The organism is Pallidibacillus thermolactis, assembly GCF_025660415.1.
Lineage (GTDB): Bacteria > Bacillota > Bacilli > Bacillales > Caldibacillaceae > Pallidibacillus > Pallidibacillus thermolactis.
Window position 1 is genome coordinate 13,782 of sequence record NZ_JAOUSE010000025.1, and the last position, 20,650, is coordinate 34,431.

At 37.3% G+C, this 20,650-nt stretch carries 34 protein-coding genes; all 34 read left to right on the forward strand.

The genetic code is table 11. The features are described from left to right. Positions 1-17 precede the first annotated feature (17 nt). The gene (locus OEV82_RS09090) at positions 18-191 is read left to right on the forward strand and encodes a hypothetical protein (RefSeq protein WP_263061679.1); all 174 of its coding nucleotides are present in this window, start codon (positions 18-20) and stop codon (positions 189-191) included. A gap of 196 nt (positions 192-387) precedes the next feature. After that, positions 388-552 carry a hypothetical protein gene (locus tag OEV82_RS09095; RefSeq protein ID WP_263061680.1) on the forward strand — a complete coding sequence of 55 codons (165 nt, stop codon included), beginning with the start codon at positions 388-390 and terminating at the stop codon, positions 550-552. A gap of 30 nt (positions 553-582) precedes the next feature. Then, on the forward strand, positions 583-798 hold the full coding sequence (locus OEV82_RS09100; RefSeq protein ID WP_263061681.1) for a DUF3310 domain-containing protein: 216 nt from the start codon (positions 583-585) through the stop codon (positions 796-798). Then, positions 791-1,204 carry a YopX family protein gene (locus OEV82_RS09105; protein WP_263061682.1) on the forward strand — a complete coding sequence of 138 codons (414 nt, stop codon included), beginning with the start codon at positions 791-793 and terminating at the stop codon, positions 1,202-1,204. The genes OEV82_RS09100 and OEV82_RS09105 overlap by 8 nt, the downstream gene beginning before the upstream one ends. After that, entirely contained in the window at positions 1,197-1,457 is a 261-nt protein-coding gene (locus tag OEV82_RS09110; RefSeq protein WP_263061683.1) for a hypothetical protein, read from the forward strand. Before OEV82_RS09105 ends, OEV82_RS09110 begins: the two co-directional genes overlap by 8 nt. Then, positions 1,420-1,728, forward strand: coding sequence for a hypothetical protein (locus tag OEV82_RS09115; protein WP_263061684.1), 309 nt, complete (start codon positions 1,420-1,422; stop codon positions 1,726-1,728). Before OEV82_RS09110 ends, OEV82_RS09115 begins: the two co-directional genes overlap by 38 nt. 192 nt (positions 1,729-1,920) lie before the next feature. Continuing rightward, positions 1,921-2,178 carry a hypothetical protein gene (locus OEV82_RS09120; RefSeq protein ID WP_263061685.1) on the forward strand — a complete coding sequence of 86 codons (258 nt, stop codon included), beginning with the start codon at positions 1,921-1,923 and terminating at the stop codon, positions 2,176-2,178. Continuing rightward, entirely contained in the window at positions 2,175-2,696 is a 522-nt protein-coding gene (locus OEV82_RS09125) for a dUTP diphosphatase (protein ID WP_263061686.1), read from the forward strand. Before OEV82_RS09120 ends, OEV82_RS09125 begins: the two co-directional genes overlap by 4 nt. A 169-nt stretch (positions 2,697-2,865) precedes the next feature. Next, positions 2,866-3,276, forward strand: a complete 411-nt coding sequence (locus tag OEV82_RS09130) for a DUF1064 domain-containing protein (protein WP_263061687.1) — start codon at positions 2,866-2,868, stop codon at positions 3,274-3,276. A gap of 17 nt (positions 3,277-3,293) precedes the next feature. Beyond that, positions 3,294-3,752, forward strand: a complete 459-nt coding sequence (locus OEV82_RS09135) for a hypothetical protein (protein WP_263061688.1) — start codon at positions 3,294-3,296, stop codon at positions 3,750-3,752. 166 nt (positions 3,753-3,918) lie between these two features. Beyond that, positions 3,919-4,164 (forward strand): hypothetical protein, encoded by a 246-nt coding sequence (locus OEV82_RS09140; protein WP_263061689.1) that lies wholly within the window; start codon positions 3,919-3,921, stop codon positions 4,162-4,164. Positions 4,165-4,358: 194 nt separating this feature from the next. Beyond that, a complete protein-coding gene (locus OEV82_RS09145; protein WP_263061719.1) occupies positions 4,359-4,781 on the forward strand; it encodes a class I SAM-dependent methyltransferase in 423 nt (140 codons plus the stop codon). Between the two features lie 209 nt (positions 4,782-4,990). Then, on the forward strand, positions 4,991-5,170 hold the full coding sequence (locus OEV82_RS09150; protein ID WP_263061690.1) for a DUF3954 domain-containing protein: 180 nt from the start codon (positions 4,991-4,993) through the stop codon (positions 5,168-5,170). A 1-nt stretch (position 5,171) separates the two neighbouring features. Next, the gene (locus tag OEV82_RS09155; RefSeq protein WP_263061691.1) at positions 5,172-5,369 is read left to right on the forward strand and encodes a hypothetical protein; all 198 of its coding nucleotides are present in this window, start codon (positions 5,172-5,174) and stop codon (positions 5,367-5,369) included. 235 nt (positions 5,370-5,604) lie between these two features. Then, a complete protein-coding gene (locus OEV82_RS09160; protein WP_263061692.1) occupies positions 5,605-5,841 on the forward strand; it encodes a hypothetical protein in 237 nt (78 codons plus the stop codon). Then, the gene (locus OEV82_RS09165; RefSeq protein WP_263061693.1) at positions 5,838-6,293 is read left to right on the forward strand and encodes a helix-turn-helix transcriptional regulator; all 456 of its coding nucleotides are present in this window, start codon (positions 5,838-5,840) and stop codon (positions 6,291-6,293) included. The genes OEV82_RS09160 and OEV82_RS09165 overlap by 4 nt, the downstream gene beginning before the upstream one ends. A gap of 112 nt (positions 6,294-6,405) precedes the next feature. Then, positions 6,406-7,161: a phage terminase small subunit gene (terS, locus tag OEV82_RS09170; protein WP_263061694.1), complete on the forward strand. Its 756-nt coding sequence runs from the start codon at positions 6,406-6,408 to the stop codon at positions 7,159-7,161. Then, on the forward strand, positions 7,158-8,462 hold the full coding sequence (locus OEV82_RS09175) for a PBSX family phage terminase large subunit (protein ID WP_263061695.1): 1,305 nt from the start codon (positions 7,158-7,160) through the stop codon (positions 8,460-8,462). Before terS ends, OEV82_RS09175 begins: the two co-directional genes overlap by 4 nt. Positions 8,463-8,474: 12 nt before the next feature. Continuing rightward, the gene (locus OEV82_RS09180; RefSeq protein WP_263061696.1) at positions 8,475-9,929 is read left to right on the forward strand and encodes a phage portal protein; all 1,455 of its coding nucleotides are present in this window, start codon (positions 8,475-8,477) and stop codon (positions 9,927-9,929) included. Then, positions 9,926-10,261: a DUF3307 domain-containing protein gene (locus OEV82_RS09185; RefSeq protein WP_263061697.1), complete on the forward strand. Its 336-nt coding sequence runs from the start codon at positions 9,926-9,928 to the stop codon at positions 10,259-10,261. The genes OEV82_RS09180 and OEV82_RS09185 overlap by 4 nt, the downstream gene beginning before the upstream one ends. A gap of 4 nt (positions 10,262-10,265) precedes the next feature. After that, entirely contained in the window at positions 10,266-11,216 is a 951-nt protein-coding gene (locus OEV82_RS09190; RefSeq protein WP_263061698.1) for a minor capsid protein, read from the forward strand. 183 nt (positions 11,217-11,399) lie between these two features. After that, complete coding sequence (locus OEV82_RS09195; RefSeq protein WP_263061699.1) at positions 11,400-12,035, forward strand: DUF4355 domain-containing protein; 636 nt, start codon at positions 11,400-11,402, stop codon at positions 12,033-12,035. Between the two features lie 19 nt (positions 12,036-12,054). Next, the gene (locus OEV82_RS09200; RefSeq protein WP_263061700.1) at positions 12,055-12,984 is read left to right on the forward strand and encodes a phage major capsid protein; all 930 of its coding nucleotides are present in this window, start codon (positions 12,055-12,057) and stop codon (positions 12,982-12,984) included. Next, complete coding sequence (locus OEV82_RS09205) at positions 12,984-13,562, forward strand: hypothetical protein (protein ID WP_263061720.1); 579 nt, start codon at positions 12,984-12,986, stop codon at positions 13,560-13,562. Before OEV82_RS09200 ends, OEV82_RS09205 begins: the two co-directional genes overlap by 1 nt. A 2-nt stretch (positions 13,563-13,564) precedes the next feature. Further along, on the forward strand, positions 13,565-13,888 hold the full coding sequence (locus OEV82_RS09210; RefSeq protein WP_263061701.1) for a phage head-tail connector protein: 324 nt from the start codon (positions 13,565-13,567) through the stop codon (positions 13,886-13,888). Next, positions 13,888-14,199: a hypothetical protein gene (locus OEV82_RS09215; RefSeq protein WP_263061702.1), complete on the forward strand. Its 312-nt coding sequence runs from the start codon at positions 13,888-13,890 to the stop codon at positions 14,197-14,199. The genes OEV82_RS09210 and OEV82_RS09215 overlap by 1 nt, the downstream gene beginning before the upstream one ends. A 16-nt stretch (positions 14,200-14,215) precedes the next feature. Beyond that, positions 14,216-14,527, forward strand: a complete 312-nt coding sequence (locus OEV82_RS09220; RefSeq protein ID WP_263061703.1) for an HK97-gp10 family putative phage morphogenesis protein — start codon at positions 14,216-14,218, stop codon at positions 14,525-14,527. Positions 14,528-14,536: 9 nt separating this feature from the next. After that, a complete protein-coding gene (locus OEV82_RS09225) occupies positions 14,537-14,917 on the forward strand; it encodes a hypothetical protein (protein ID WP_263061704.1) in 381 nt (126 codons plus the stop codon). Between the two features lie 12 nt (positions 14,918-14,929). Further along, positions 14,930-15,454 carry a phage major tail protein, TP901-1 family gene (locus OEV82_RS09230; protein ID WP_263061705.1) on the forward strand — a complete coding sequence of 175 codons (525 nt, stop codon included), beginning with the start codon at positions 14,930-14,932 and terminating at the stop codon, positions 15,452-15,454. A gap of 95 nt (positions 15,455-15,549) precedes the next feature. Beyond that, the gene (locus OEV82_RS09235; RefSeq protein ID WP_263061706.1) at positions 15,550-15,912 is read left to right on the forward strand and encodes a tail assembly chaperone; all 363 of its coding nucleotides are present in this window, start codon (positions 15,550-15,552) and stop codon (positions 15,910-15,912) included. 110 nt (positions 15,913-16,022) lie between these two features. Further along, entirely contained in the window at positions 16,023-16,277 is a 255-nt protein-coding gene (locus tag OEV82_RS09240) for a hypothetical protein (protein ID WP_263061707.1), read from the forward strand. Positions 16,278-16,280: 3 nt separating this feature from the next. After that, positions 16,281-18,773: a phage tail protein gene (locus tag OEV82_RS09245; RefSeq protein WP_263061708.1), complete on the forward strand. Its 2,493-nt coding sequence runs from the start codon at positions 16,281-16,283 to the stop codon at positions 18,771-18,773. Between the two features lie 12 nt (positions 18,774-18,785). Then, positions 18,786-19,685, forward strand: coding sequence for a phage tail family protein (locus OEV82_RS09250; protein WP_263061709.1), 900 nt, complete (start codon positions 18,786-18,788; stop codon positions 19,683-19,685). A gap of 13 nt (positions 19,686-19,698) precedes the next feature. Further along, complete coding sequence (locus OEV82_RS09255; protein WP_263061710.1) at positions 19,699-20,649, forward strand: hypothetical protein; 951 nt, start codon at positions 19,699-19,701, stop codon at positions 20,647-20,649. Position 20,650: the final 1 nt, after the last annotated feature.

Consider the following 20,650-nt stretch of genomic DNA (forward strand, 5'->3'; position numbering starts at 1 on the left):
AAAAAGGGGTGTTAAAAATGGGAGCATTATTTAAAGCTTACAATCTTGTCAATGAACACAAAAAGGCGGTTTTGATTGATGAATTGGTTAGCTTAGGAGTTACAGGTGATGGTGGCGTATCTCTGGATAATTTAGAATACTCCGAATTAAAAAGAATGCTCGTGATGGAAAAGGTTCGGAGAGGACTATAAGGAGTGATGCTGATGGTTTATGTTAGAACCAAAGCATCCAAGATTGACAGATTGTTAGATGAAAGAAACGATTTGAAGATTCTCTATGAGTTATTTGGTGATGAACGGTACTGGAGAGAAATCAAGTGGGTTGATGAGCGATTGAGAAGGCTTGTAACACCGATTAGGTGAACAAAACTGTTAGGGAGTGATTTTTTTGGAGGGTAAAGTATTAGGTTTATCGAGTGAGTTAAAAGTGCATACAGTAGCAAGCGAAAAAAGTTTACGTAAATGGTTAGCAACTAACGAAGTAACAGTATTAGATATTAAGTATTCGATAACTCCACAAGATCAAGATGTTTATTTAATCATTTATAAGTAATTTCATAGTACGACACAAAGGAGTGATCACATGATCGAAAAACCTAGTTATTACCACAAAGGAAAAATCGATGTCATCGCATTTGCGAAAGACCATTATCCAAAAGAACAAATTGCGGGTTTTTTCCGAATGAACATTTTGAAATACGTTGACAGATACCAGGATAAAAACGGATTGGAAGATTTGAAGAAAGCTAGAAATTATCTCGATATGTTGATTGAGTTGGAGGGGGAAGGAAATGCGTGAGATAAAATTCCAAGTATTCACTACGGATTGGGAAGGTGTAACAGGTTGTTTTGAGGGGTATTTCCTTCAATTACTGGATAACGGTGAGTACAAAGTAGCGTTCACTAATAGCGTCAACGACTTTGACATCATTACTACAGAAAGAGAAAATATCCGATTCTTTACAGGATTAAAAGACAAGAACGGCAAGGAAATTTATGAGGGCGATATTTGCGAAACGGTTACTTACAGCGGGAAGCCTTTTGGAACTATCGACGTTGTAAAGTTTAGTGGCGGTGCTTTCAAATTGACGGACATTGAAGATGCATTGCTACCAATTCCTTTGGATGATAGTGACATTCAAAGTGTCGAAGTTATCGGCAACATTTTCGAACATCCTCACTTAATAGGAGGAAAACATGGTTAATCGTCACAGAGCTTATTGGAGCAACATGGGTGCAAGTAAATACGAGTTTGAGCCGGATAAGCTGGACAAGGATATAAAAACCAAACAGGAGCGATACAACCGTAAGAAAGACACTATCAAAGCCATGTTCGAAGGCATGATGAAAAGTGATCCAACACGGCAAGATGAAACATACCAAATGTTTGTTGAAACGTTGAAGGGGTGGAGGGAGAAGCATGAGAGAACGGTTGGAAGAAATAAAAAAAGAACTTGAATTAGATTGGTCTGATATTTCTTATGTTGTAAATCAAGATGATGTGAAATGGCTCATCAATCGTGTTGAGGAATTGGAAAAAGAAAAAGACGAATGGAAAGATACTGCTCAATATTATTACATGACGAATCAAGAGTTAAGAGAACAAAACAAACGCTATCGTAAAGCGATTAATTACATCATTGAAAAAGTAATGTTGTTTGGAACAAATGAGGAAGTATATGAAGCTATACAAGACGCAATCAAAGCATTGGAGGGTGATAATGATTGAAATACGAACAAGCAAAAGCGCAGCTACAACATGCGCTGAAACACCAAAAGACCATATCTATCCCTAAGCTAAACACGTTGCTACAGAGCATGAATATTAGCTTTAAGCCATCTGAATCTGTAGAAGTTAAATATCTAAAAAGCGAGATTAAGAAATTACGTAAACAGTTAAAGAAAAACGGGGGGAATGAAAGTGAACGCATATCACATCAAAATAGACGGAATGTTCTTTGTAGATACAAGTGATAAAGAAATTGGACAGGCATCTGTTGGTGGTTGGTATGACGAAGGTGCAGAAGTAAAAGGTGTTATTTTGTCACCGGATAAGGATAAAGCAAAACTTATTGAAGGCGCCATAAACCTTAAAAGCTATTGGAATCGAATCTATGATGCTATTAGGTACGGTGATTTCAAATTTAACAAAATCGAGATTGTGAGGGTTGAGGGATGAACTTAAAACACTTATTCGAATTACAAGCAAAGCTGGATGAACGTATTTATAAAGAACATCCTGTACAAGAAGGTGAAGATCGTCTTGCTAAAAAGATTCTAGCCTTGCAGGTTGAACTTGGTGAACTAGCTAATGAACTACCGGAAGTATTCAAGTTCTGGAGTAATAAGAAAAATAATTACGAAAAAGCACTAGAGGAACTTGTTGATTGCCTACATTTCATTTTGAGTATTGGATTGGAATTAGGAATGGATGAAATTGCGGATGAATTGGATTTGAAGAAATTCGACTTCTTAACTTCTAACACTATATTAAGTTGTTTTATCGGTTTAAGTTATGACATAGCAGATTTTTATTATCAAAGGGAAAATGACGATATGGTTCCTTATCTTTATGAGCACATCTTATTAGAATTTGCAAAATTAGGTAAAATGTTAGGTTTCACTTGGGACGAAATCGAACAAGGGTATCTTTCTAAAAACAAAATTAACCATGAAAGACAGGAGTCGGGATATTAATGGCATGGATCAAGGACGGGAAAATACACAAAATTGTTACCGGGCATATGGAAAGCACATTCCACATGAACTTAGAAGCACATAAAAAGAGAGGTTGGAAAATCAAGGGTAATATTAAGCGAGATATGTACGGTTTATCTTGTTTGATGGTGCGTGAAAGGGTGGTTAAATGACAACAAAGTATAAATCAAAAGCAGTTGAAATTGATGGTTATGTTTTTCAATCCAAAATTGAAGCGAATTATTACGAGCATTTGAAATGGTTACTGGAACATAAGGAAATTAAATCGTTCAGTTTGCAACCAAGATACTTACTCCTAGATAAGTTCAGAAAAAACGGAAAAACATACAGAAAAATGGAATACATTGCGGATTTTGAAGTACATCATTTAGACGGATCCATCGAAGTTGTGGATGTAAAAGGGGTTGAAACAGAAGCTTTCAAGATTAAGAGAAAACTATTTGAACACAAGTACCCTTACAAATTAAGTCTAGTAACCTATGTAAAAAAATATGGAGGTTGGATTGAACTGGACGAGTTAAAAAAACGCAGGAAGGAAACGAAAAAACAAAACAAATGATGTTAAGGGGTGGGAAAATGTCAGCAGTAATTAAAGCAAATAAAGTCAAATTAAACGATTATGGGTACGAGATAGATAAAACTATTCCGGAGATAGAAAAACGCGAGAATGAGCCGAAAAACGAGCAAATAAAGACAGATAACATTGATTGGAAAGCAATAGTTGTAGAAACGGTAGATGAGTTACGAGAAGAATACGAGAGAGAAATCGAAAATTTAAAGAGAGAAGTTATTGATGCCCACAAGCTGGTGACAGAATGGCAAGAAAAATACAAGAAATTGCGTGAACAGTTTAGTGATGCACTCATGGTAAAAGATCATGCGATTAAAGAAAACGCTGAATTGGAAAATGAACGGTTGAAGTTAGAAAGAGAAAATACTGCGTTGGCTAGAGAATTGGATTCTTTAAGAAAAGAAAAAGCTGTATTGGTTGAGTTTTCCTACCTAAAACTGGCGAAAGAGGTTGAAACGGCATGAATCCACAAGTCGTGATTGTTGATACTCGTAAACCGTGGATGGTAGCAGAGGATCGGGAATACGCTTGTTTTTCCCGGTGCCCTTTCTATCGTAAATGTCAGTCGAGGGTTGGGTTTGATTGTAAGCGACTAGGTGGGAATACAATACCAAAGGTTAGGTGATTTGAATGTCTAAAACGATGAAGAAAAAGAAAATGAGCTTCCAAATGAACGGGAAACCATCAGTAAAACAATTAGAAGCAGCGTATCAATTAGGATTGGCTAAAGGTGAAGAAATCGGGATAAATAAAGCAACGAACTTCTTTAAAAAACGGTTTGATGGGATTTATGATGTCCCTGGTATTGGTGAAAAAACGGTTGAAAAGTTAGTAAAGCATTTCGGGAAAGAGTACTTTGAGAAGGTGGAAAAATGACGGAAAGAATGCAATGCAATTCGTGCGGAAATTGGATTGAAGTCGATGATCCAAAACCGGTGATTTTAGAAGGTGAACGGATAGAAGTGATTTGTGACAAGTGTTTGCCGTTTTGATGAAAAGTAGAACGAAACTATGTAACAAAGGATGATGATAATTTGGCCAAAGTTTTAGACGCTTGTTGTGGTAGCAAAATGTTTTGGTTTGATAAAGAAAATGAAAATGTAATTTTTATGGACAATCGTGAATTAGAAACAACGTTATGCGATGGTAGGAAATTAATAGTCAAACCGGACATTATTGCGGATTTCAGAAATATGCCTTTTGAAGATAATAGCTTTTATTTAGTCGTGTTTGACCCACCGCATTTAATAAAAGCTGGAGAAAACTCTTGGTTGGCCAAGAAGTACGGAAAGCTGAATGAAGATACTTGGCAAGATGATATATCTAAAGGTTTTAACGAATGTATGCGGGTTTTAAAACCAAATGGAACACTCATTTTTAAGTGGAATGAGGACCAGATAAAATTGCGAGATATCCTCAAAATTATCGATCATAAACCGTTATTTGGAAATCGAAGAAGTAAAACACATTGGTTGGTATTTATGAAAGATTAATTCGTAGTTCGACTTTTTAGCGAGGTGATATAAATGAATTTTGATGGAATGACACGCCAAGAGAAAATAGATTATTGCCGGAAATCATCAACAAATAAGAAATATAATCCAGCATTACGTCATTTCCAGTTCGAAGCACTAGACGACATCCGACTGGATGCCTGGGTGCGATGGTTTAAGTTTGAGTCTAAAGGCAAGGAGTGAACAGCATGAAAGAGAAAGTCGAGATTCCGTTGGATGAGAATGCGGTTTACATCGTTAAAAACGGTAAATTAACGAAAGTAACTGCCAAAGAGTACGGACAAGATATAATCATTTGGAAAAACGGACAAGTTTTAGACATAGATCGTAGCCAAAGAATGCGGATTGATGGTCAGGAGGTAATATAAAATGAGTTGGATTTATGGATTAATAATTGGATTGCTAGTATCTAATTTGCTTGCTGTATTTCTAGTTTTTTATTATGTAAATCGAAATTGGAACAAATTGATTGAACAAACTAATTTTTTGAGTAGCATAGATAGACTTAATTGGAATAACACAGCAAAATTAGCTGAATTGGCTTCAGAATTAAAGAAACAACAATAATTTTGTCCCTACCGAAGAACGGACGGACACATTCTTGTTGCGATTATTCGTGATGAGTTTGTGTCCGTTTTTATTTTGTACGAAAGGAGTAAAAATATGCGGAAGAAACTTTTATATAAAACAAGCTACTGCAAGGGGTGTATTTGGCTTAAAAATGGCTCGTTTTGCCCTTTTAAACGTTGTGTGAAGGGTTTTGGTTGGGTTGCGGATAAAAACGGCAAGGAGGGCGGTAGAAATGAAAATTGACAATGCTTGGGAATGTTTGCAAAGGGCTATAAAGGAATTCGCAAGGGCAACGGCAATTATTTTTGATGAAATCGTGGAGCTTGCCGAATCAATAAGAGATGTACAAGCTAATCAAGAAGAACGAAAGAAGTATAGGAGAACATGGCACGTTCCAAAAGATACAAGGGTTAAAAGCCAAGTGATGAACAATAAACCGAAGTACATCGTTAGGAAGGTGATTCGATGACGAAAAACGAGATTGCTAATATCCTTAAAGACTACCATTGGATGTTAAACAGTATCAAAGTCATGAGGGAATCGTTGAATGAGGTTTCAAGTAAAGTTGCTCAGTACGGAATTGAAGCGTCAATGCCACATGCGAAAGGGAATCCTGGCGATCCGGTTTTTGCAGATGTCGTCAGAAGAAGTAAGTATTGGAAAAAGATTGAAGCATATGAAAAGAAAGTCCAGTACATTCAAGACCGTGTTCATTTAATTACGGATGACAGGGAAAGTGAAGTTTTGTTTTGGCTCTTGGAAGGAAAGAGCTACCGTTGGATTGCTCAACATATGGGGTTATCAAAAACCAATATTCAAAGAATAAGAGATTCCATTGTAGATCAATTATCCGAAAATGGGACAAAAGGGACAAACGGGACAAAAGGGACGAATTTCTCTAAACAAAAACCAGCGTGTTAAAATCTGAGGTAGGTGCGGGGCGGAAAAATCTCCCCGGTTAGAACTGAATATGATTTGATTAAACACCTGCATAATTGCGGGTGTTTTTCTATTGGAGGCGGTGAACATGTAAATGCCTAACTGGGATTTAATCAAAAAAGAATGGGAAACATCCAACATTACCCTAAAAGACCTGGCAGAAAAGCATGGCGTGAAATTAGGCACATTAAAAAGTCGAAAAAGCCGAGAAAAATGGTCGAGGGGTGCAACTAAAAAGGATGCAACCAAAACAAAAGGGTTGCAACCTAAAAAAGAACGGGATGCAACTACAGGAAAGTTCGTAAAAGGTAATAAAGTTGCTGTTGGGAATAAAGGCAATCCCAATCCAGTTAATAAATTTACAGAACGAAACACGGCAGCATTGAAACATGGGTTATTCAGTCGGTACATTCCTAAGGAAACACTAGAAATTATGGGAATGTTAGACGAAAAAGACCCAACCGATTTATTATGGGACCAAATCATGATTCAGTATGCTGCAATCATTCGAGCGCAGTCAATTATGTTTGTTACTGATAAAAATGAAATGATTAAAGAACTTAAGAAGGAAAAAGAAACTGAAAACAGTTCAGAAATTGAGTATGAATTCCAGTTCGCTTGGGATAGACAAGCGACTTTTCTTAATGCCCAATCAAGAGCGATAGCAGAGTTAAGATCATCCATTAAACAATTCTTAGAATTAGCACATGAACAAGATGAACGCAGATTGAAACTAGAGAAAATGCAATTGAATATCGAAAAGACTAAAGCTGAATTAGATAAGTTAAATGACGATAGCAACGACAAGCCAATCGAGATTGTTATAAAACGAAAAGGTGAAAATGAATGATTGAAAAAGAAGTCAATCCACATTTTGAAGATTTTATATTCGATTGGAAACACAAATATTATTTCCTTGTCGGTGGTTATGGATCGTCAAAGAGTTATCATGTTGCATTAAAAATCCTATTGAAGCTTTTGCAAGAAAAAAGAACAGCGCTTGTCGTTCGGGAAGTTTATGAAACGATAAGAGAATCCTGTTTCGCTTTATTTGAGGAAATTATAGCTGATTTAGGGCTTGAAAATAAAATTCAATCACCAACATCCCCAATGCAAATACGTTTCCCTAATGGCTCTAAAATCATTTTTAAAGGGATGGATAAACCAGAGAAATTAAAGTCCATTCATAACGTATCAATCATTTGGCTAGAAGAATGTTCAGAAATCAAATATGAAGGATTCAAAGAACTTATTGGACGTTTACGACATCCATCATTAAACCTTCATATGATTCTATCAACTAACCCAGTTGACGAAGGAAATTGGACGTATTCACATTTCTTTATCCGAAATAAAGGCCAGGATGATGAACTGGTAATCTTGGATGATGAAGAACTATATAAAAAAAGAATTGTTGTCGTTGGCGATACGTATTATCATCATTCGGTCGCAGACGACAATTTATTTTTGCCAAAAAGCTATATTGATGAACTAGAAAAAACAAAAGTTTATGATTTAGACCTTTACCGAGTGGCGCGGCAAGGTCGTTTTGGCATTTCTGGAAAGAAAGTGCTACCTAACTTTGAAACAATGCCACACGATGATGTAATGAAGCGAATTAACGCGATTTATAAGCCAATTTATAAGGCTGGAATGGACTTCGGTTTTGAAGAATCGTTTAATGCTTTGCTTAGAGTCGCGATTGATGATAAAGAAAAGATTCTCTATATCTATTGGGAATATTACAGCAAAGGTAAAACGGATGTTGAAATTGCGGATGATCTAAAAGAGTTCACTAGAACAAAAGAACTTGTAAAAGGTGATTCTGCAGAGCCAAAAACAATTTATTACTTACGACAAAGAGGGATGAACATCAGAGGGGCTTACAAGCCACCAGGCTCACGCTTGCAAAACACGAAGAAAATGAGAAGGTTTCACAAAATCATTTGTTCGGACCAATGCAAAAACACAATTAGAGAGCTGAAAAACCTAACTTACAAGAAAGATAGGCACGGAAACACTATTTATGACGAGTTCAACATTGACCCGCATACATTGAGTGCTATTTGGTATGCACTTGATGATTATGAAGTGGTTGACTTGAAGGATATGAAAGACAAATACAAAGCAATACAAACGCTTGGTTTGTAAAGGAGGGACAACATGGCCAAAGTCAACGAGTTTGAAACGGCAACACTCGAATACAGTGGTGTCAGCAAACGTCGTTTTTCACCGGAAGCAAGGAAGCATTATAGATATTCCAGCGTCGAGGAATTAATTAATAACACCAAACATTTGTCAGAAATGATTCAACATCATATGGAACATCAGCGACCAAGACTACAAACATTAAAAAATTATTACGAAGCAGATAATGAGTATGTATTAAGAAGCAATCGCAGAAGAGAAGAACATCTTACCGATCATCGTGCAGTTCATGCGTTTGGTGAATATATCGCTAACTTTATGCAAGGTTACATGGTTGGTATTCCATTAAAAACAACTTATCCGGATGAAACAGTAAATGAGTTGTTACGTGAAATCAACAGAACAAATGACGCTGATGAACACAACGCCGATTTGGTTCTTGATCAATCAATTTATGGTCGAGCATACGAGCTTTTATACCGAAACAAAAACGATGAAATTCGTTTTGCTAAGTCTGATGTGTTGGAAACGTTCGTCATTTATGATGACACGGTTGAAATGAATCCAGTTGCAGGTGTAAGGTACATCGAAAGTCAGTTTAAGGAAGGTGTTACCGTTTACCTTTACACTGATAACAAAATCATCACTTATAACATGGGGAACGACTTCAAGCTTAGTTTTGTCAAAGAAGAAATAAATCCTTTCAAGAGTGTGCCAATTATCGAATATGAGAATAACAAGTCTCGAATGGGTGACTTTGAACGAGTTCTCAGTTTGATAGATTTGTATGACGAATCGCAATCAGACACAAGTAACTACATGTCAGATTTTAACGACGCTATGCTTAAAATCGTTGGAAATTTAGATATTGATGTTGAATCCGCAAAGAAAATGAAAGAAGCCAATTTATTATTGCTCCAAACTGAGCCAGGTATTGATGGTAAATCAGGTCAAGCTGATGCCGATTACATCTATAAAAAATATGATGTAGCAGGTACAGAAGCTTATAAAGACCGTATTAAAAACGACATTCATATGTTTACTCACACACCTAATACGGATGATGAGAAATTTGCAGGCAACCAATCCGGTGAAGCACTTAAATATAAGCTATTTGGACTTGAATTGAAGCGTTCTACCAAAGAGCGTTTATTTAAGAAAGGTTTACGTCAGCGCTATAGATTGATTAATAACATCATGAAGTTAGCAAGTGAAGGTGAGTTTAACGTTAACGACATACAGATAATTTTCACACCTAACCTTCCTAAATCGCTAAAAGATGAAATTGAAAACTTTGTAAGGTTAGGCGGTCAGTTATCCGAGGAAACAAAATTAAGCTTACTTTCCATCATCGAGAATCCGCAGGAAGAACTAGAAAAAATAGAGAGAGAAAACAAGCTGAATCAACCAATCTATGATTTTGAACAGTTCCGAAATCAAGACGAAGAGGAAGAAGGTGAAGAAGAATGACATTTTTAATATTGATGTTCGCTCACTTATTAGCAGATTATCCATTACAAGGCGAATTTTTAGCTAATTTCAAAGGGAAAAACTTTATTGTTTTATTTTCTCATGCTGGCATTTGGACAGGTTGCATTGCAGTTGCAGGTTATTTAATAGGCTTTGATGTTGGTTATTTAGATGTCGCACTACTGTTTTCCGTTCATACAATAGCCGATTATCTAAAAGCAGCAAACAAACTTTGGTACAAAAAACTAGATAGTTTAAAAGGCGGTTTATTATCTGACCAATTAATTCATGTAGGTCAGATTTTATTATTTATTGCCATGAATGCAGGGTGATTAAATGCCTAATAATTATTGGCGTGACCGTGAACTTGAACATATCAAAAAGTCGATTAAAGACGATGCCAAATTAGCAAGGCGACTTCGACAAAAATACATGGAAGCTTTGGAGGAAATACAACAGCAAATAGAAGCCTTCTGTGGTCGTTATGCTGACAAAGAGGGTATTTCTATTGATGAAGTGAGAAAACGTGCTAGAAAGCTTGATATTGAACGATACGCTAAAAAAGCAGCAAGGTATGTTAAGCGAGCACACTCTAAAATACCTTTCCTTCGATGGATGGCTTTTACGGATAAGGCAAATAGCGAAATGGCTATTTACAATTTAACAATGAAGGTCAATCGCTTAGAATTGCTGAAATTAAACGTTGAATTGGAGTTATATGCCTTGCTGAATGATGAAGATCGATTCTTGTATGAAGAACTCACTAAACAAGCAAGGGCAGAATACGAACGACAATCGGGTATTTTAGGTCAATCAATCGCTTATAACGAAAAGCACATTGAATCTATCGTTAATGCTTCGTTTTTAACTGCCACATGGTCAGATAGGATTTGGGCTAACCAAGATGCATTAAGGCAAGAGTTGGACAAGCTATTAAACCGTGGAATCCTTCAAGGTAAGAATCCGCGGGAACTTGCAAGGGATTTACGAAAGGTTTTTGATACGAGTGTTTATAACGCCGAGCGACTTTTAAGGACTGAATTAGGGCGTGTTCAAATTCAAGTTGCAGAGGATAGTTTTAAAAAGGCTGATATTGAGAAATACGAATACATCGCAGAGCCTACAGCATGTGAGGAATGCGCAAAATTAGACGGGAAAGTGTTTGATTTAGACAAAATGGAAGTAGGTTTAAACGCTCCCGTTCTTCATCCAAATTGCAGATGTAGTATTGCTGCTTATGTAGACCGTGAAGCATGGGATGCAGATTTAAGAGCGAGAGGACTATAAAAATCATTAATTCTTATTGACCTGAGTAAGTCGTTAAACTGCTTATTTTTTATGCAAAAAAACAATCGTTCACGGGTTTTTGGAACTAAATAGAGTAAATGTATTAGGTAAGCCGTGAAAGGGCTAATTTTGGCGTTTTTGGGGCTTATTTTAATACATCGAAACATTTAGGGATAAAAGCGTGTGAGGGAAAGGAGAAATGAAACTATGAAACTTGAAAATATTTTACCGTATAAATTAAATTTACAATTCTTTGCTGAGGGTGAAGGTGGCGAACCTGGCGCCGGTAACAATCCATCTGGTGAAGGTGGAGAAGAAAAACCAGAGGTATTAGAGCTTACACCAGAAGAATTACAACGGAAAATCGATTCCGAAGCTGACCGCAGACTTGATAAGGTCCTTAAAAAGAAACAGCAAGAATGGGAAAGTGAGTTGCAGCAAAGAATCGATGAAGCCATCAAAGAACAACAGCGTTTGTCTAAGCTCTCTGAGAAGGAACGCAAAGAAGAAGAACTTTCCAAGAAAGAGAAAGAGCTTCTTGCAAAAGAACAGGAACTCGCTCGTAAGGAATTGCGCTCTGAAACAATTGAAGTACTGCAAGAAAAAGAATTGCCTGCTAAATTCGCTGATTTCTTGCTTGCAGAAGATGCTGAAACAACATTGGAGAACATTAATGCTTTTAAAGAAGCGTTTGACGCAGCGGTGAATGAAGCAGTTAAAGAAAAATTACGCCAAGACACACCTAGAGTTGGTGGAACTGCTGGAAGCACATCAATTAGCATTAAAGATTTGGCTCAAAAACATCGAGTTATTAAATAAATTTTAGGAGGAAGATATTATGCCAACATTTAATCCAGATCACGTTTTATTACAAGACGCAAAAACAGGTTCTATCCCAAAAGAACAAGGAACTTTGATTTTAAAAGACGTTATTTCTAACTCTGTTATGATGCAGCTAGCACAATACGAAGAAATGACAAAGCAAGAAAAAGAATTCCAATACCTAGCTGAAGGTGTTGGTGCTTACTGGGTTGGTGAAGGTGAAGTTATCCGTACATCTAAGCCACAATGGTTAACAGCTAAAATGGTTGCTAAAAAGCTGGGTGTAATTATTCCGGTATCTCGTGAGTTTTTACAATACTCTGTTTCAAACTTCTTCCAAGAAGTGCGTCCATTAATCGCAGAAGCTTTCTACAAAAAGTTTGACGAAGCAACAATCTTAGGCAAAGATAACCCATTCCCTCAATCACTAGCAGATTCTATTGTTAAAGCTGGTCATGTGGTTGAAGGTGACATTAGCGGTGAAACATTCTTTGAATTGACGGATAAAGTAAACGACGCTGGATTTGACGTGAACGCGTTCATTTCCAAAAAGCAAAACCGTTCACTATTACGTGGTATTGTTGATGGTTTCAAACAGCAAGACGGTACAATCACGGATCCAGTTCGTTTATATGACCGTAGCAATAACACTCTTGATGGTGCGCCAGTATTAGACTTAGAATCTACTGAAATGCAAAAAGGTGAGTTGTTCGGTGGTAACTTCAACTATGTACGTTACGGTATTCCATACAACCTAAACTATGCAATTTCCGAAGATGCACAATTATCTTCTATCGTTGATGAAAACGGCGACCCAATCAACCTATTTGAACGCGAGTTAATCGCTATCCGTGCAACTATGGATGTTGGTTTCATGGTTCTTAAAGATGATGCATTCGCTAAAATTGAGCCAAACGGAGATAGCGGCGGAGGTGTAGAAGGGTAATGACTAAATTTAAAGCGAAGGTAACGCAAGATATCCCAGCCAATCGTTTGATTGGCTTGGGAGGCATTAACACTGAAGGTGATCCAGAAGAAGGTTGGGAAACTATATATTTAATTTTATCTAAAAAGGGTTGGATTCCGGACTTGGTTTCAACGTCCAACTTGGAAAAGGGGAGTGTTGTAGAGGTTACAATTAAGAACAACCCAGTATGGAAGGTAGAAGCATCCGAAGATTTACCTGCAGGAACACTCGTTCAATGTGATGATGATGGTCGAGTTAAACATTATCGCCCAGAAGACGGAAACCACTTTGGGTTTACGACTCATTCTGTAAAAGCAGGAGAGGTTGTTCAAATTGTGCGTAAATATGGTCATATGCCACAAAACCAAGTAGAAGCTACTTCTTTTAATGTAGAAGAATTTGAACGAACAGAAAACAATGACGACAATGAAAATAACCACGATGATAAGTATCCAAAACATGTAGGTGGCGGATATTACGAGTTATCTAATGGCGAAAAAGTGCAAGGTAAGGATAAGGCTATCGAAGCTGAACAAGCGCTGAAAAGTGGTGAATAACCATGTTACAACGTATTAAAACCATTTTAGACATTGAAGATAATCGCCAGGACGAAGTCATTACTATCATCATGGAGAACGTTTCAAATCATTTAAAAGCCTTATTAGGTAAAGAGATACCAGCCGAGTTAAATTACATTGTCGAAGAAATCACAGTTCGCAGATTTAACCGATTAGGCACAGAGGGTATGAAATCGGAAGCAGTTGAAGGTCATAGTGTAACCTTTTATGACTTGAAAGACGAGTTTGTTCCCTACGAGGATGTCATTAACGCTCACAAAGCCGATAATGGGGTTACTGGTCGTGGAAAGGTGTTGTTCATCTAATGCGCTTTAATGATCGTATCACCTTTGTTAAAGAGATCGAATCGTATTATGACCCCGTAAAAGGCGAATATGTCGAAGGAGAGCCGATATTAACGACTAAACCTTGTAATCTATCAACCTTAGGAATAAACCGTACAAATGAGCTATTTGGGCAAATAGACAAGGCGGTGACTGTCGCAAGACTGCAACGACCTTATAAAGACCAAATAGACTATGTTTTAATTGATGGACAAAAATACCGTATATTACGCCAATCCGATTACCGGAAAGGCGTTTTTTATTTGGAAGGAGTTTCGAATGGCAAGAGCTAGTTTGTCGGTTAAAGGCGTGGATCAATTAGTGGGTAAGTTAAAACGAAACGCTAATCTTAATGACGTTAAAAACATTGTTAAGATGAACGGTTCGGAACTTCAAAGAGGCGCACAAAGAAACGCGCCAGTCGATACAGGTAACTTAAAACGAAACATTAACTTGCATATTGAGGATAACGGATTTACTGCAAAAGTTGTCAGTCACGCTGAGTACAGTGGTTATGTTGAGTTTGGCACTAGATGGATCTATCCACACCGATTTGTTGGAAAAGCATTCCACAAACAAAAGCGGAAATTCAACCAAGACATGAAACGCATTATGAAATGAGGTGATTGAGTGAAGTCACCACAGCAAACCATATACGACGCTGTTTTTGCAACGTCTTTGAATTTAGGATATTCCACTTATCCATACTTACCCGCTAAAGATGTTGCATATCCATTCGTATTTGTTGGTGAACAGTTTGACCAAGACATACCAACAAAAAGTGTTATTTACGGATTGGTTAACCAAACAATCCATATTTACCATACCTACAAGAAAAGGCGCGAATTAACGGATATGATGAACACTTTAAAACGTGAATTCCGCAAGTTAAAGAAGGCGGGAAACTATTATCTAGCGGTTAGAAATATAAACGCACAAACGATGATTGATAATTCCACAGGTGAACCATTACTGCATGGAATTATTGAAGTTGAATTCAGATTTAATTAGGAGGTTATGCACATGGAAATGATGGAAGGTAAACATAAAGTCTTGTTATTCCGCAGATTAGCAGACCAAAACACCGAAGCTGCTAAACTCGCTTTCCAAACAGAACACACATTCTCTTATTCGCGCCCGTTAGACCGTATCGTTACAAAAGATGGAACGATTATTAAAGTCGGTGGACTAGAATCAGAGGTTAGTATTGAAGCAATTCAAGCGAAAAACGACCCTGTAAAAGATATGTTACGCGATGCAGTTCTAAAAGGTGAGAAGTTAGAACTATGGGAAGTTACTGTTGATGAGGAATTAAAAGATACGGATGGTAAGTATCCTGCGGTTTATTGTCAAGGGTATTTAGATTCATGGGAAGACTCAGCGGGGGCAGAGGATGAATCAACTGTTTCGGGTAACTTTATTGTCGAATTAGAGCCACAATTCGGATATGCAACATTAACAGAAGAACAAGAACAGGCTGTTCAATACGCATTCCGCGACACAACAGCGGATCCAAATGGTACTGGTGGCGGAAGTGTTGAAGGATAAATCGCTTGATTCCGCGACACAACAGCAGCAGTTGAAGAGGAGGAGTAATCCTTCTCTTTTTTATTTGATTAAAAATACTAGAAAGGATGATTTAAATGAAATTCACAATTGCAGGTAAAGAGTACGAGTTAAAATTCGGTCTTAAATTCATTCGTGAATTGGACAAGGTATACACAGTCAATTATGAGGGATTGGAATTCGGTATGGGTGTAAACATGGCTTTCATGAATCTTCAACAATTCAACCCAACTGCATTAGCTGAGGTTATCAAAGCAGCAGTATCTCATGAATCCAGTCCTCCAAAAATGAAACAAGTTGAGGAAGCTGTTGAGGAATACGCAGAGGAAAATGATGGATTAGAACAACTTTTCGAAGATATTCTTGAAGAAATGGGAAAGTCAAAGGTGACGAAAGCGACAATCGAACGGTTCAAAAAACTAGGAGCAGTAAACGGATAAGAAGGTTAAGCTCTAAGGACCAATATGAGGAAATCATTTTAAATTGTTTTCGATATTTAGGTTTTACCAGCTTAAAAGATATAGAGGTTTTAACCCTTTATGAATATCAAATGCGAATGAAAGCTTATCGACTTGCAAGAGTGGACAAGGAATATGATATGCACTTACAAGCATGGCTAAATCATGCCGTAACCGCAACAAAAGAACAAGGGAATAAACATGTTCCAGTCTATAAGTCATTCAAGGATTTTTATGATTACGAAAAAGAGCTAAAGAAAATTGAACAACCTAAACAAAGCATTTTAACCCCTCGCCAACGCCGATTAGCGAAATTAGCGGCACAGGTGAATAAGGAAAGGGGGTAGAATATGGAATCTTATAGTGTTGAAGCCGTCTTAAAAGCCTCTGGTGCAAGTCAGTTTTCTAAAGCCTTTATTAATGCAGCAAAAGGTGTTGAAGGTCTAGATAAGTCTATTGGCGGTTACAGCAAATCTATACAAGACGCGATTAAAAAATCGGGTGGCTTTATTGATGCACAAGGCAGACTAAGAAACTCACAAGGACAGTTTATGTCTGCTACAGAAAAGGCAAAGTATGGATTACAAGGTTTTGGAAATGAAGCAGCCAAAACAGGAAAAAAAGCAGAGTCTGCAAGCGTGTCTATTGGTTCTCTATTCAAAGCTATCGCAGGTAGTGCGGCTATAATCGGTGCGTTTAACGGGATAAGAAACTCAATCGATGGTGCTATTTCTCGTTTTGACACACTAAACACCTTTCCTAGCGTTATGGAAATGATGGGGTTTAGTGCCGAAGAGTCAGAAAAAGCGATAAAAAGGCTATCTGATGGTATTGATGGATTACCGACGGCTTTAGACGAAGTGACAGGAACGGCACAACGTTTGGCAACCATGACAGGTGACTTAGATGGTGCGGTTGAAACAACATTAGCGTTGAACAACGCTTTTCTTGCCAGTGGAGCAAGTACTGCAGATGCTAGTCGTGGTTTAGAACAATATGTTCAAATGTTGGCAACTGGAACGGTTGATTTGCAATCGTGGCGAACGTTGCAAGAAACAATGCCAATCGCTTTAAATAAAACCGCAGAAGCGTTTGGATTCGCTGGAGAATCGGCTCAAAATGACTTATATGAAGCATTAAAAGCTGGTGAAATTACCTTTGATGAATTTAACAGTAAAATCATTGAGTTATCCAACGAAACAGGCGGTTTTGCCGATTTAGCGAGAGAATCTAGTACCGGAATCCGTACATCCTGGCAAAACGTAAAGACAGCTGTTGTTAAAGGTGTAGCTGACATGATTGGTTCCATCGATGAAGCGTTAAGCAGTTTTGGCGGAATATCCGGTGTGTTAGATCGTTTTAAAGAAGGTGTGAAAACGGCATTTGGATTTGTCAATTCGATGATTCCTGTTGCCATCAATCTAATTAGAGAGGTATATAACACAATAAAACCGTGGCTACCATTAATCGCAAGTGTAGTGACGGCTTTTTTAACGTTTAATATCGTTGTCGGTACAGTGAATAGTGTTAAAAGTGCCGTTATGGGATTACGAGCAGGAATAGCATTATTAAATGCTACATTGTTAGCAAATCCTGTAGCGCTCGTGATAGCTGTTTTAGCGGGATTAGCGGTTATGTTTGTCCACCTATGGAATACATCGGAATCATTTAGACAAAAGGTTACAGAAGTTTTCCAGGCTTTTCTTGACTTTGTTATGCCAATTGTTGAAACAGTGGTCACTTTTATACAGGAAATATGGGGACAGCTCGTCGCATGGTGGCAAGAAAACAATGAAATGATAATGGAAGTTGCACAAGCGGTTTGGTCGTTTGTTCAAGAAATCATATCTATCGCTCTTGACCTTATTTGGTCCATTATGCAAACTGTCTGGACAGCTGTACAAGACATTGTAATGATAGCGTGGGATTTCATCATTGGCATTATTCAAGGTGCGGTTGATCTAATAACAGGAATTATCCAATTTTTCGCAGCCTTCTTTACTGGAAATTGGTCATCAATGTGGGATGCGGTGAAAAGTATTGTTGACGGTGCGTTGAATATCGTCAAATCGATAATTAGCGGTGCTTTTGATGCTATAAAATCAATAATTTCAACCATTTTAGATGTTATAAAAGATGTAATCAGCGCAGCTTGGGAAGGTATAAAAACTGTTATTAGTGGTGCTTTAGATGTAATCAAAAGTACCATATCAAACATCTGGGACGGAATTAAAAACACCATTTCTGACATTGTAAATAATATTAAAGATACTATTTCGGATATTTTCAATTCGCTAAAAGGTATTGTTAGCGACGCTTTCAACAACGTTAAAGATGCAGTCAAAGAAGGAATGGACAAAGCATACACAGCGGTAACGGATAAAATAAAAGATTTCTTCAATGCTGGAAAAAACATTGTCACATCAATAGCTGACGGAATTAAAAATGCGGTAGGAAAAGTTACCGATGCTATTAGCGGTGTCACTCAAAAAATCCGAAATTTCTTGCCGTTCTCTCCTGCAAAAGAAGGGGCATTACGCGACATTATGGATATCCAGATTGCTCAATCAATTGCACAAGCAATTGATAAGGGTAAAAATGTTGCTGTCCGTTCTATGGCTAATTTAACAGACGCTTTATACGGTGAAATGCCACAAATTGATATAGCTGGATCCGTCGGAAGTTTAAATGTAAACAGAAGTTACACAGGAAGTAATGTTATGAATCCTAGAACAAACGGTATTACTCAAAACATTACAATCGTTAGTCCAGAGCCAACGAGTCCATCTGAGAATGCGCGTAAGTTTAAACAAGTCGCAAGACAGTTAGCGCTGGAATGGTAGGTGATCGACTCAATGCTATATAAATTGAAGTATATAAACGAACGCGGTGAATCCATTGAGTTCAAAGGAAATCAATATGATTTTCAAGAACCCACAGAATTCAAAAACAAAACAACCAATCCTTTTAACTTAATCAGATTTGAAGGTTTTGGTGAAGTAGGGGCTAATGTGCAATTACAGAAAGCCCCTTTTCAAGATGGAAGTACACACATTGAAACGCAATTAGAAGAAAGACACCCATATTTAGAATTTGTTATTGTTGCTAATGATTGGAATACTTTATCAATGTATCGTCAAACTGTATCGCAAGTGTTCAATCCAAAGATCAACGGGCGTTTTGAAGTTTCATATGACAACAAAACGTTTATATTGTATAGCATTCCGGAATCGGTTCCGTATTTCGGTGATGAAGATAAAGTTGGTAGAAGTCAAATTGTATCTATTAATTTGTTATGCCCTGACCCATATTGGAGAGATCCACGTGTGATTTCTCGAGCATTACGGGCGTATCAAGGTCGTTTCACATTACCAACAACATTTCCTGTTGAACTTGGTATTGAGGGTGATACTACGCTTTTGACAAATAACGGTGACATATCAGCACCAATCACTATAGATATTCAAGGCCCAGTAACGAATCCACAAGTTATTAACAAAACAACAGGTCAATTCATACGTGTGAATCTTTCTCTATCAGAAAACGAAGTATTGCATATTGATACAGGAAGACCTAGAAAAGTTGAAATATATCGCGATGGCAGAACTATAGAAAATGCTTTGGGTTATATAGATCATTATAGTGATTTTTGGGAGTTGTCTGTAGGACCAAATGAAGTACAATATATTGCCGATGCTGGTAACGCAAATGCTATTGTTGCTGTAGCTTGGCAGAATAGATATGTAGGAATATAGAAGGGGTGAATATATGGAACGATCATATTTTTATGACAGTACAGATACTGATAAACGAATATATCAAGCGGCAGATTTTGCAAGATTTCATAAGCAAATAATTGGGAATGGGGTATCAAATGATCCGTTACTTCCAAATCTAGCTGTAGAGGCTAAAGAAAACATGACTGTTTCCTTGGGAGCCGGTTATTGTTTTGCAAATGGATATATGTATGAAAACACTATGGCTTTAGACTTAATACACGACATTGCTCACATTAATTACGATCGTATCGATCGAATTGTGATTCGCTTTGATAGCACACCAACTCAACGTAAAGCATATGCCTATGTTAAAAAAGGTACACCAGCAGAAAATCCCTTTCCTCCGACTTTGCAACGTGACGATTATGTATTTGAAATGAGTGTGGCACAAGTACGTATCCTAGCTGGTAAATCATATATTGAACAACATCAAATAGTGGATGAACGTACGAATGAAGCTGTTTGCGGATATATTCCACTTCATAATATTTATAGAGGCATGGAAATTAGTGAAGATGGCATGGTAACAATGCCGAATCAATCTTATGTAGAAATCTATAATCGCAATCTAGTTACTGTACAACCAGGAGTGAATAATACATTACCAATAAATCAACCAATATATGATTTTCAAAATGAGATTAATGAAAATAAATTCATTGCAAAAGAAAGCGGTGTTTTTGGTGTATATATGATCCTAAGTTTTAATGAATCTATCCCTTCATCGGCAGATATTCAAGGTTCGGTACTGATAAATAATAATGACCGAATCTTTTTATTTGCAAGACCAGGAATGGGAGGAATGGATAACAATTTCACAGGAATGATTTTTAAATACTTAAATAAAGGAGACTCTATGACATTCCAAGTACATCCATTGGGTGCTAACGAAGAGTACACTTTAAATTATTTCAGAATAAGTATTGCGAAAATATCGTAGG

What these genes read in the sequence shown, in the direction of transcription:
- terS (WP_263061694.1), top strand. Translation starts at nt 6,406, where the DNA reads ATGCCTAACTGGGATTTAATCAAAAAAGAATGGGAAACATCCAACATT.
- OEV82_RS09235 (WP_263061706.1), top strand. Translation starts at nt 15,550, where the DNA reads ATGAAATTCACAATTGCAGGTAAAGAGTACGAGTTAAAATTCGGTCTT.
- OEV82_RS09215 (WP_263061702.1), top strand. Translation starts at nt 13,888, where the DNA reads ATGCGCTTTAATGATCGTATCACCTTTGTTAAAGAGATCGAATCGTAT.
- OEV82_RS09115 (WP_263061684.1), top strand. Translation starts at nt 1,420, where the DNA reads ATGAGAGAACGGTTGGAAGAAATAAAAAAAGAACTTGAATTAGATTGG.
- OEV82_RS09190 (WP_263061698.1), top strand. Translation starts at nt 10,266, where the DNA reads ATGCCTAATAATTATTGGCGTGACCGTGAACTTGAACATATCAAAAAG.
- OEV82_RS09130 (WP_263061687.1), top strand. Translation starts at nt 2,866, where the DNA reads ATGACAACAAAGTATAAATCAAAAGCAGTTGAAATTGATGGTTATGTT.
- OEV82_RS09125 (WP_263061686.1), top strand. Translation starts at nt 2,175, where the DNA reads ATGAACTTAAAACACTTATTCGAATTACAAGCAAAGCTGGATGAACGT.
- OEV82_RS09155 (WP_263061691.1), top strand. Translation starts at nt 5,172, where the DNA reads ATGAGTTGGATTTATGGATTAATAATTGGATTGCTAGTATCTAATTTG.
- OEV82_RS09210 (WP_263061701.1), top strand. Translation starts at nt 13,565, where the DNA reads ATGTTACAACGTATTAAAACCATTTTAGACATTGAAGATAATCGCCAG.
- OEV82_RS09245 (WP_263061708.1), top strand. Translation starts at nt 16,281, where the DNA reads ATGGAATCTTATAGTGTTGAAGCCGTCTTAAAAGCCTCTGGTGCAAGT.
- OEV82_RS09160 (WP_263061692.1), top strand. Translation starts at nt 5,605, where the DNA reads ATGAAAATTGACAATGCTTGGGAATGTTTGCAAAGGGCTATAAAGGAA.
- OEV82_RS09110 (WP_263061683.1), top strand. Translation starts at nt 1,197, where the DNA reads ATGGTTAATCGTCACAGAGCTTATTGGAGCAACATGGGTGCAAGTAAA.
- OEV82_RS09200 (WP_263061700.1), top strand. Translation starts at nt 12,055, where the DNA reads ATGCCAACATTTAATCCAGATCACGTTTTATTACAAGACGCAAAAACA.
- OEV82_RS09140 (WP_263061689.1), top strand. Translation starts at nt 3,919, where the DNA reads ATGTCTAAAACGATGAAGAAAAAGAAAATGAGCTTCCAAATGAACGGG.
- OEV82_RS09165 (WP_263061693.1), top strand. Translation starts at nt 5,838, where the DNA reads ATGACGAAAAACGAGATTGCTAATATCCTTAAAGACTACCATTGGATG.
- OEV82_RS09150 (WP_263061690.1), top strand. Translation starts at nt 4,991, where the DNA reads ATGAAAGAGAAAGTCGAGATTCCGTTGGATGAGAATGCGGTTTACATC.
- OEV82_RS09175 (WP_263061695.1), top strand. Translation starts at nt 7,158, where the DNA reads ATGATTGAAAAAGAAGTCAATCCACATTTTGAAGATTTTATATTCGAT.
- OEV82_RS09255 (WP_263061710.1), top strand. Translation starts at nt 19,699, where the DNA reads ATGGAACGATCATATTTTTATGACAGTACAGATACTGATAAACGAATA.
- OEV82_RS09090 (WP_263061679.1), top strand. Translation starts at nt 18, where the DNA reads ATGGGAGCATTATTTAAAGCTTACAATCTTGTCAATGAACACAAAAAG.
- OEV82_RS09205 (WP_263061720.1), top strand. Translation starts at nt 12,984, where the DNA reads ATGACTAAATTTAAAGCGAAGGTAACGCAAGATATCCCAGCCAATCGT.
- OEV82_RS09135 (WP_263061688.1), top strand. Translation starts at nt 3,294, where the DNA reads ATGTCAGCAGTAATTAAAGCAAATAAAGTCAAATTAAACGATTATGGG.
- OEV82_RS09185 (WP_263061697.1), top strand. Translation starts at nt 9,926, where the DNA reads ATGACATTTTTAATATTGATGTTCGCTCACTTATTAGCAGATTATCCA.
- OEV82_RS09100 (WP_263061681.1), top strand. Translation starts at nt 583, where the DNA reads ATGATCGAAAAACCTAGTTATTACCACAAAGGAAAAATCGATGTCATC.
- OEV82_RS09105 (WP_263061682.1), top strand. Translation starts at nt 791, where the DNA reads ATGCGTGAGATAAAATTCCAAGTATTCACTACGGATTGGGAAGGTGTA.
- OEV82_RS09240 (WP_263061707.1), top strand. Translation starts at nt 16,023, where the DNA reads ATGCGAATGAAAGCTTATCGACTTGCAAGAGTGGACAAGGAATATGAT.
- OEV82_RS09250 (WP_263061709.1), top strand. Translation starts at nt 18,786, where the DNA reads ATGCTATATAAATTGAAGTATATAAACGAACGCGGTGAATCCATTGAG.
- OEV82_RS09180 (WP_263061696.1), top strand. Translation starts at nt 8,475, where the DNA reads ATGGCCAAAGTCAACGAGTTTGAAACGGCAACACTCGAATACAGTGGT.
- OEV82_RS09230 (WP_263061705.1), top strand. Translation starts at nt 14,930, where the DNA reads ATGGAAATGATGGAAGGTAAACATAAAGTCTTGTTATTCCGCAGATTA.
- OEV82_RS09145 (WP_263061719.1), top strand. Translation starts at nt 4,359, where the DNA reads ATGTTTTGGTTTGATAAAGAAAATGAAAATGTAATTTTTATGGACAAT.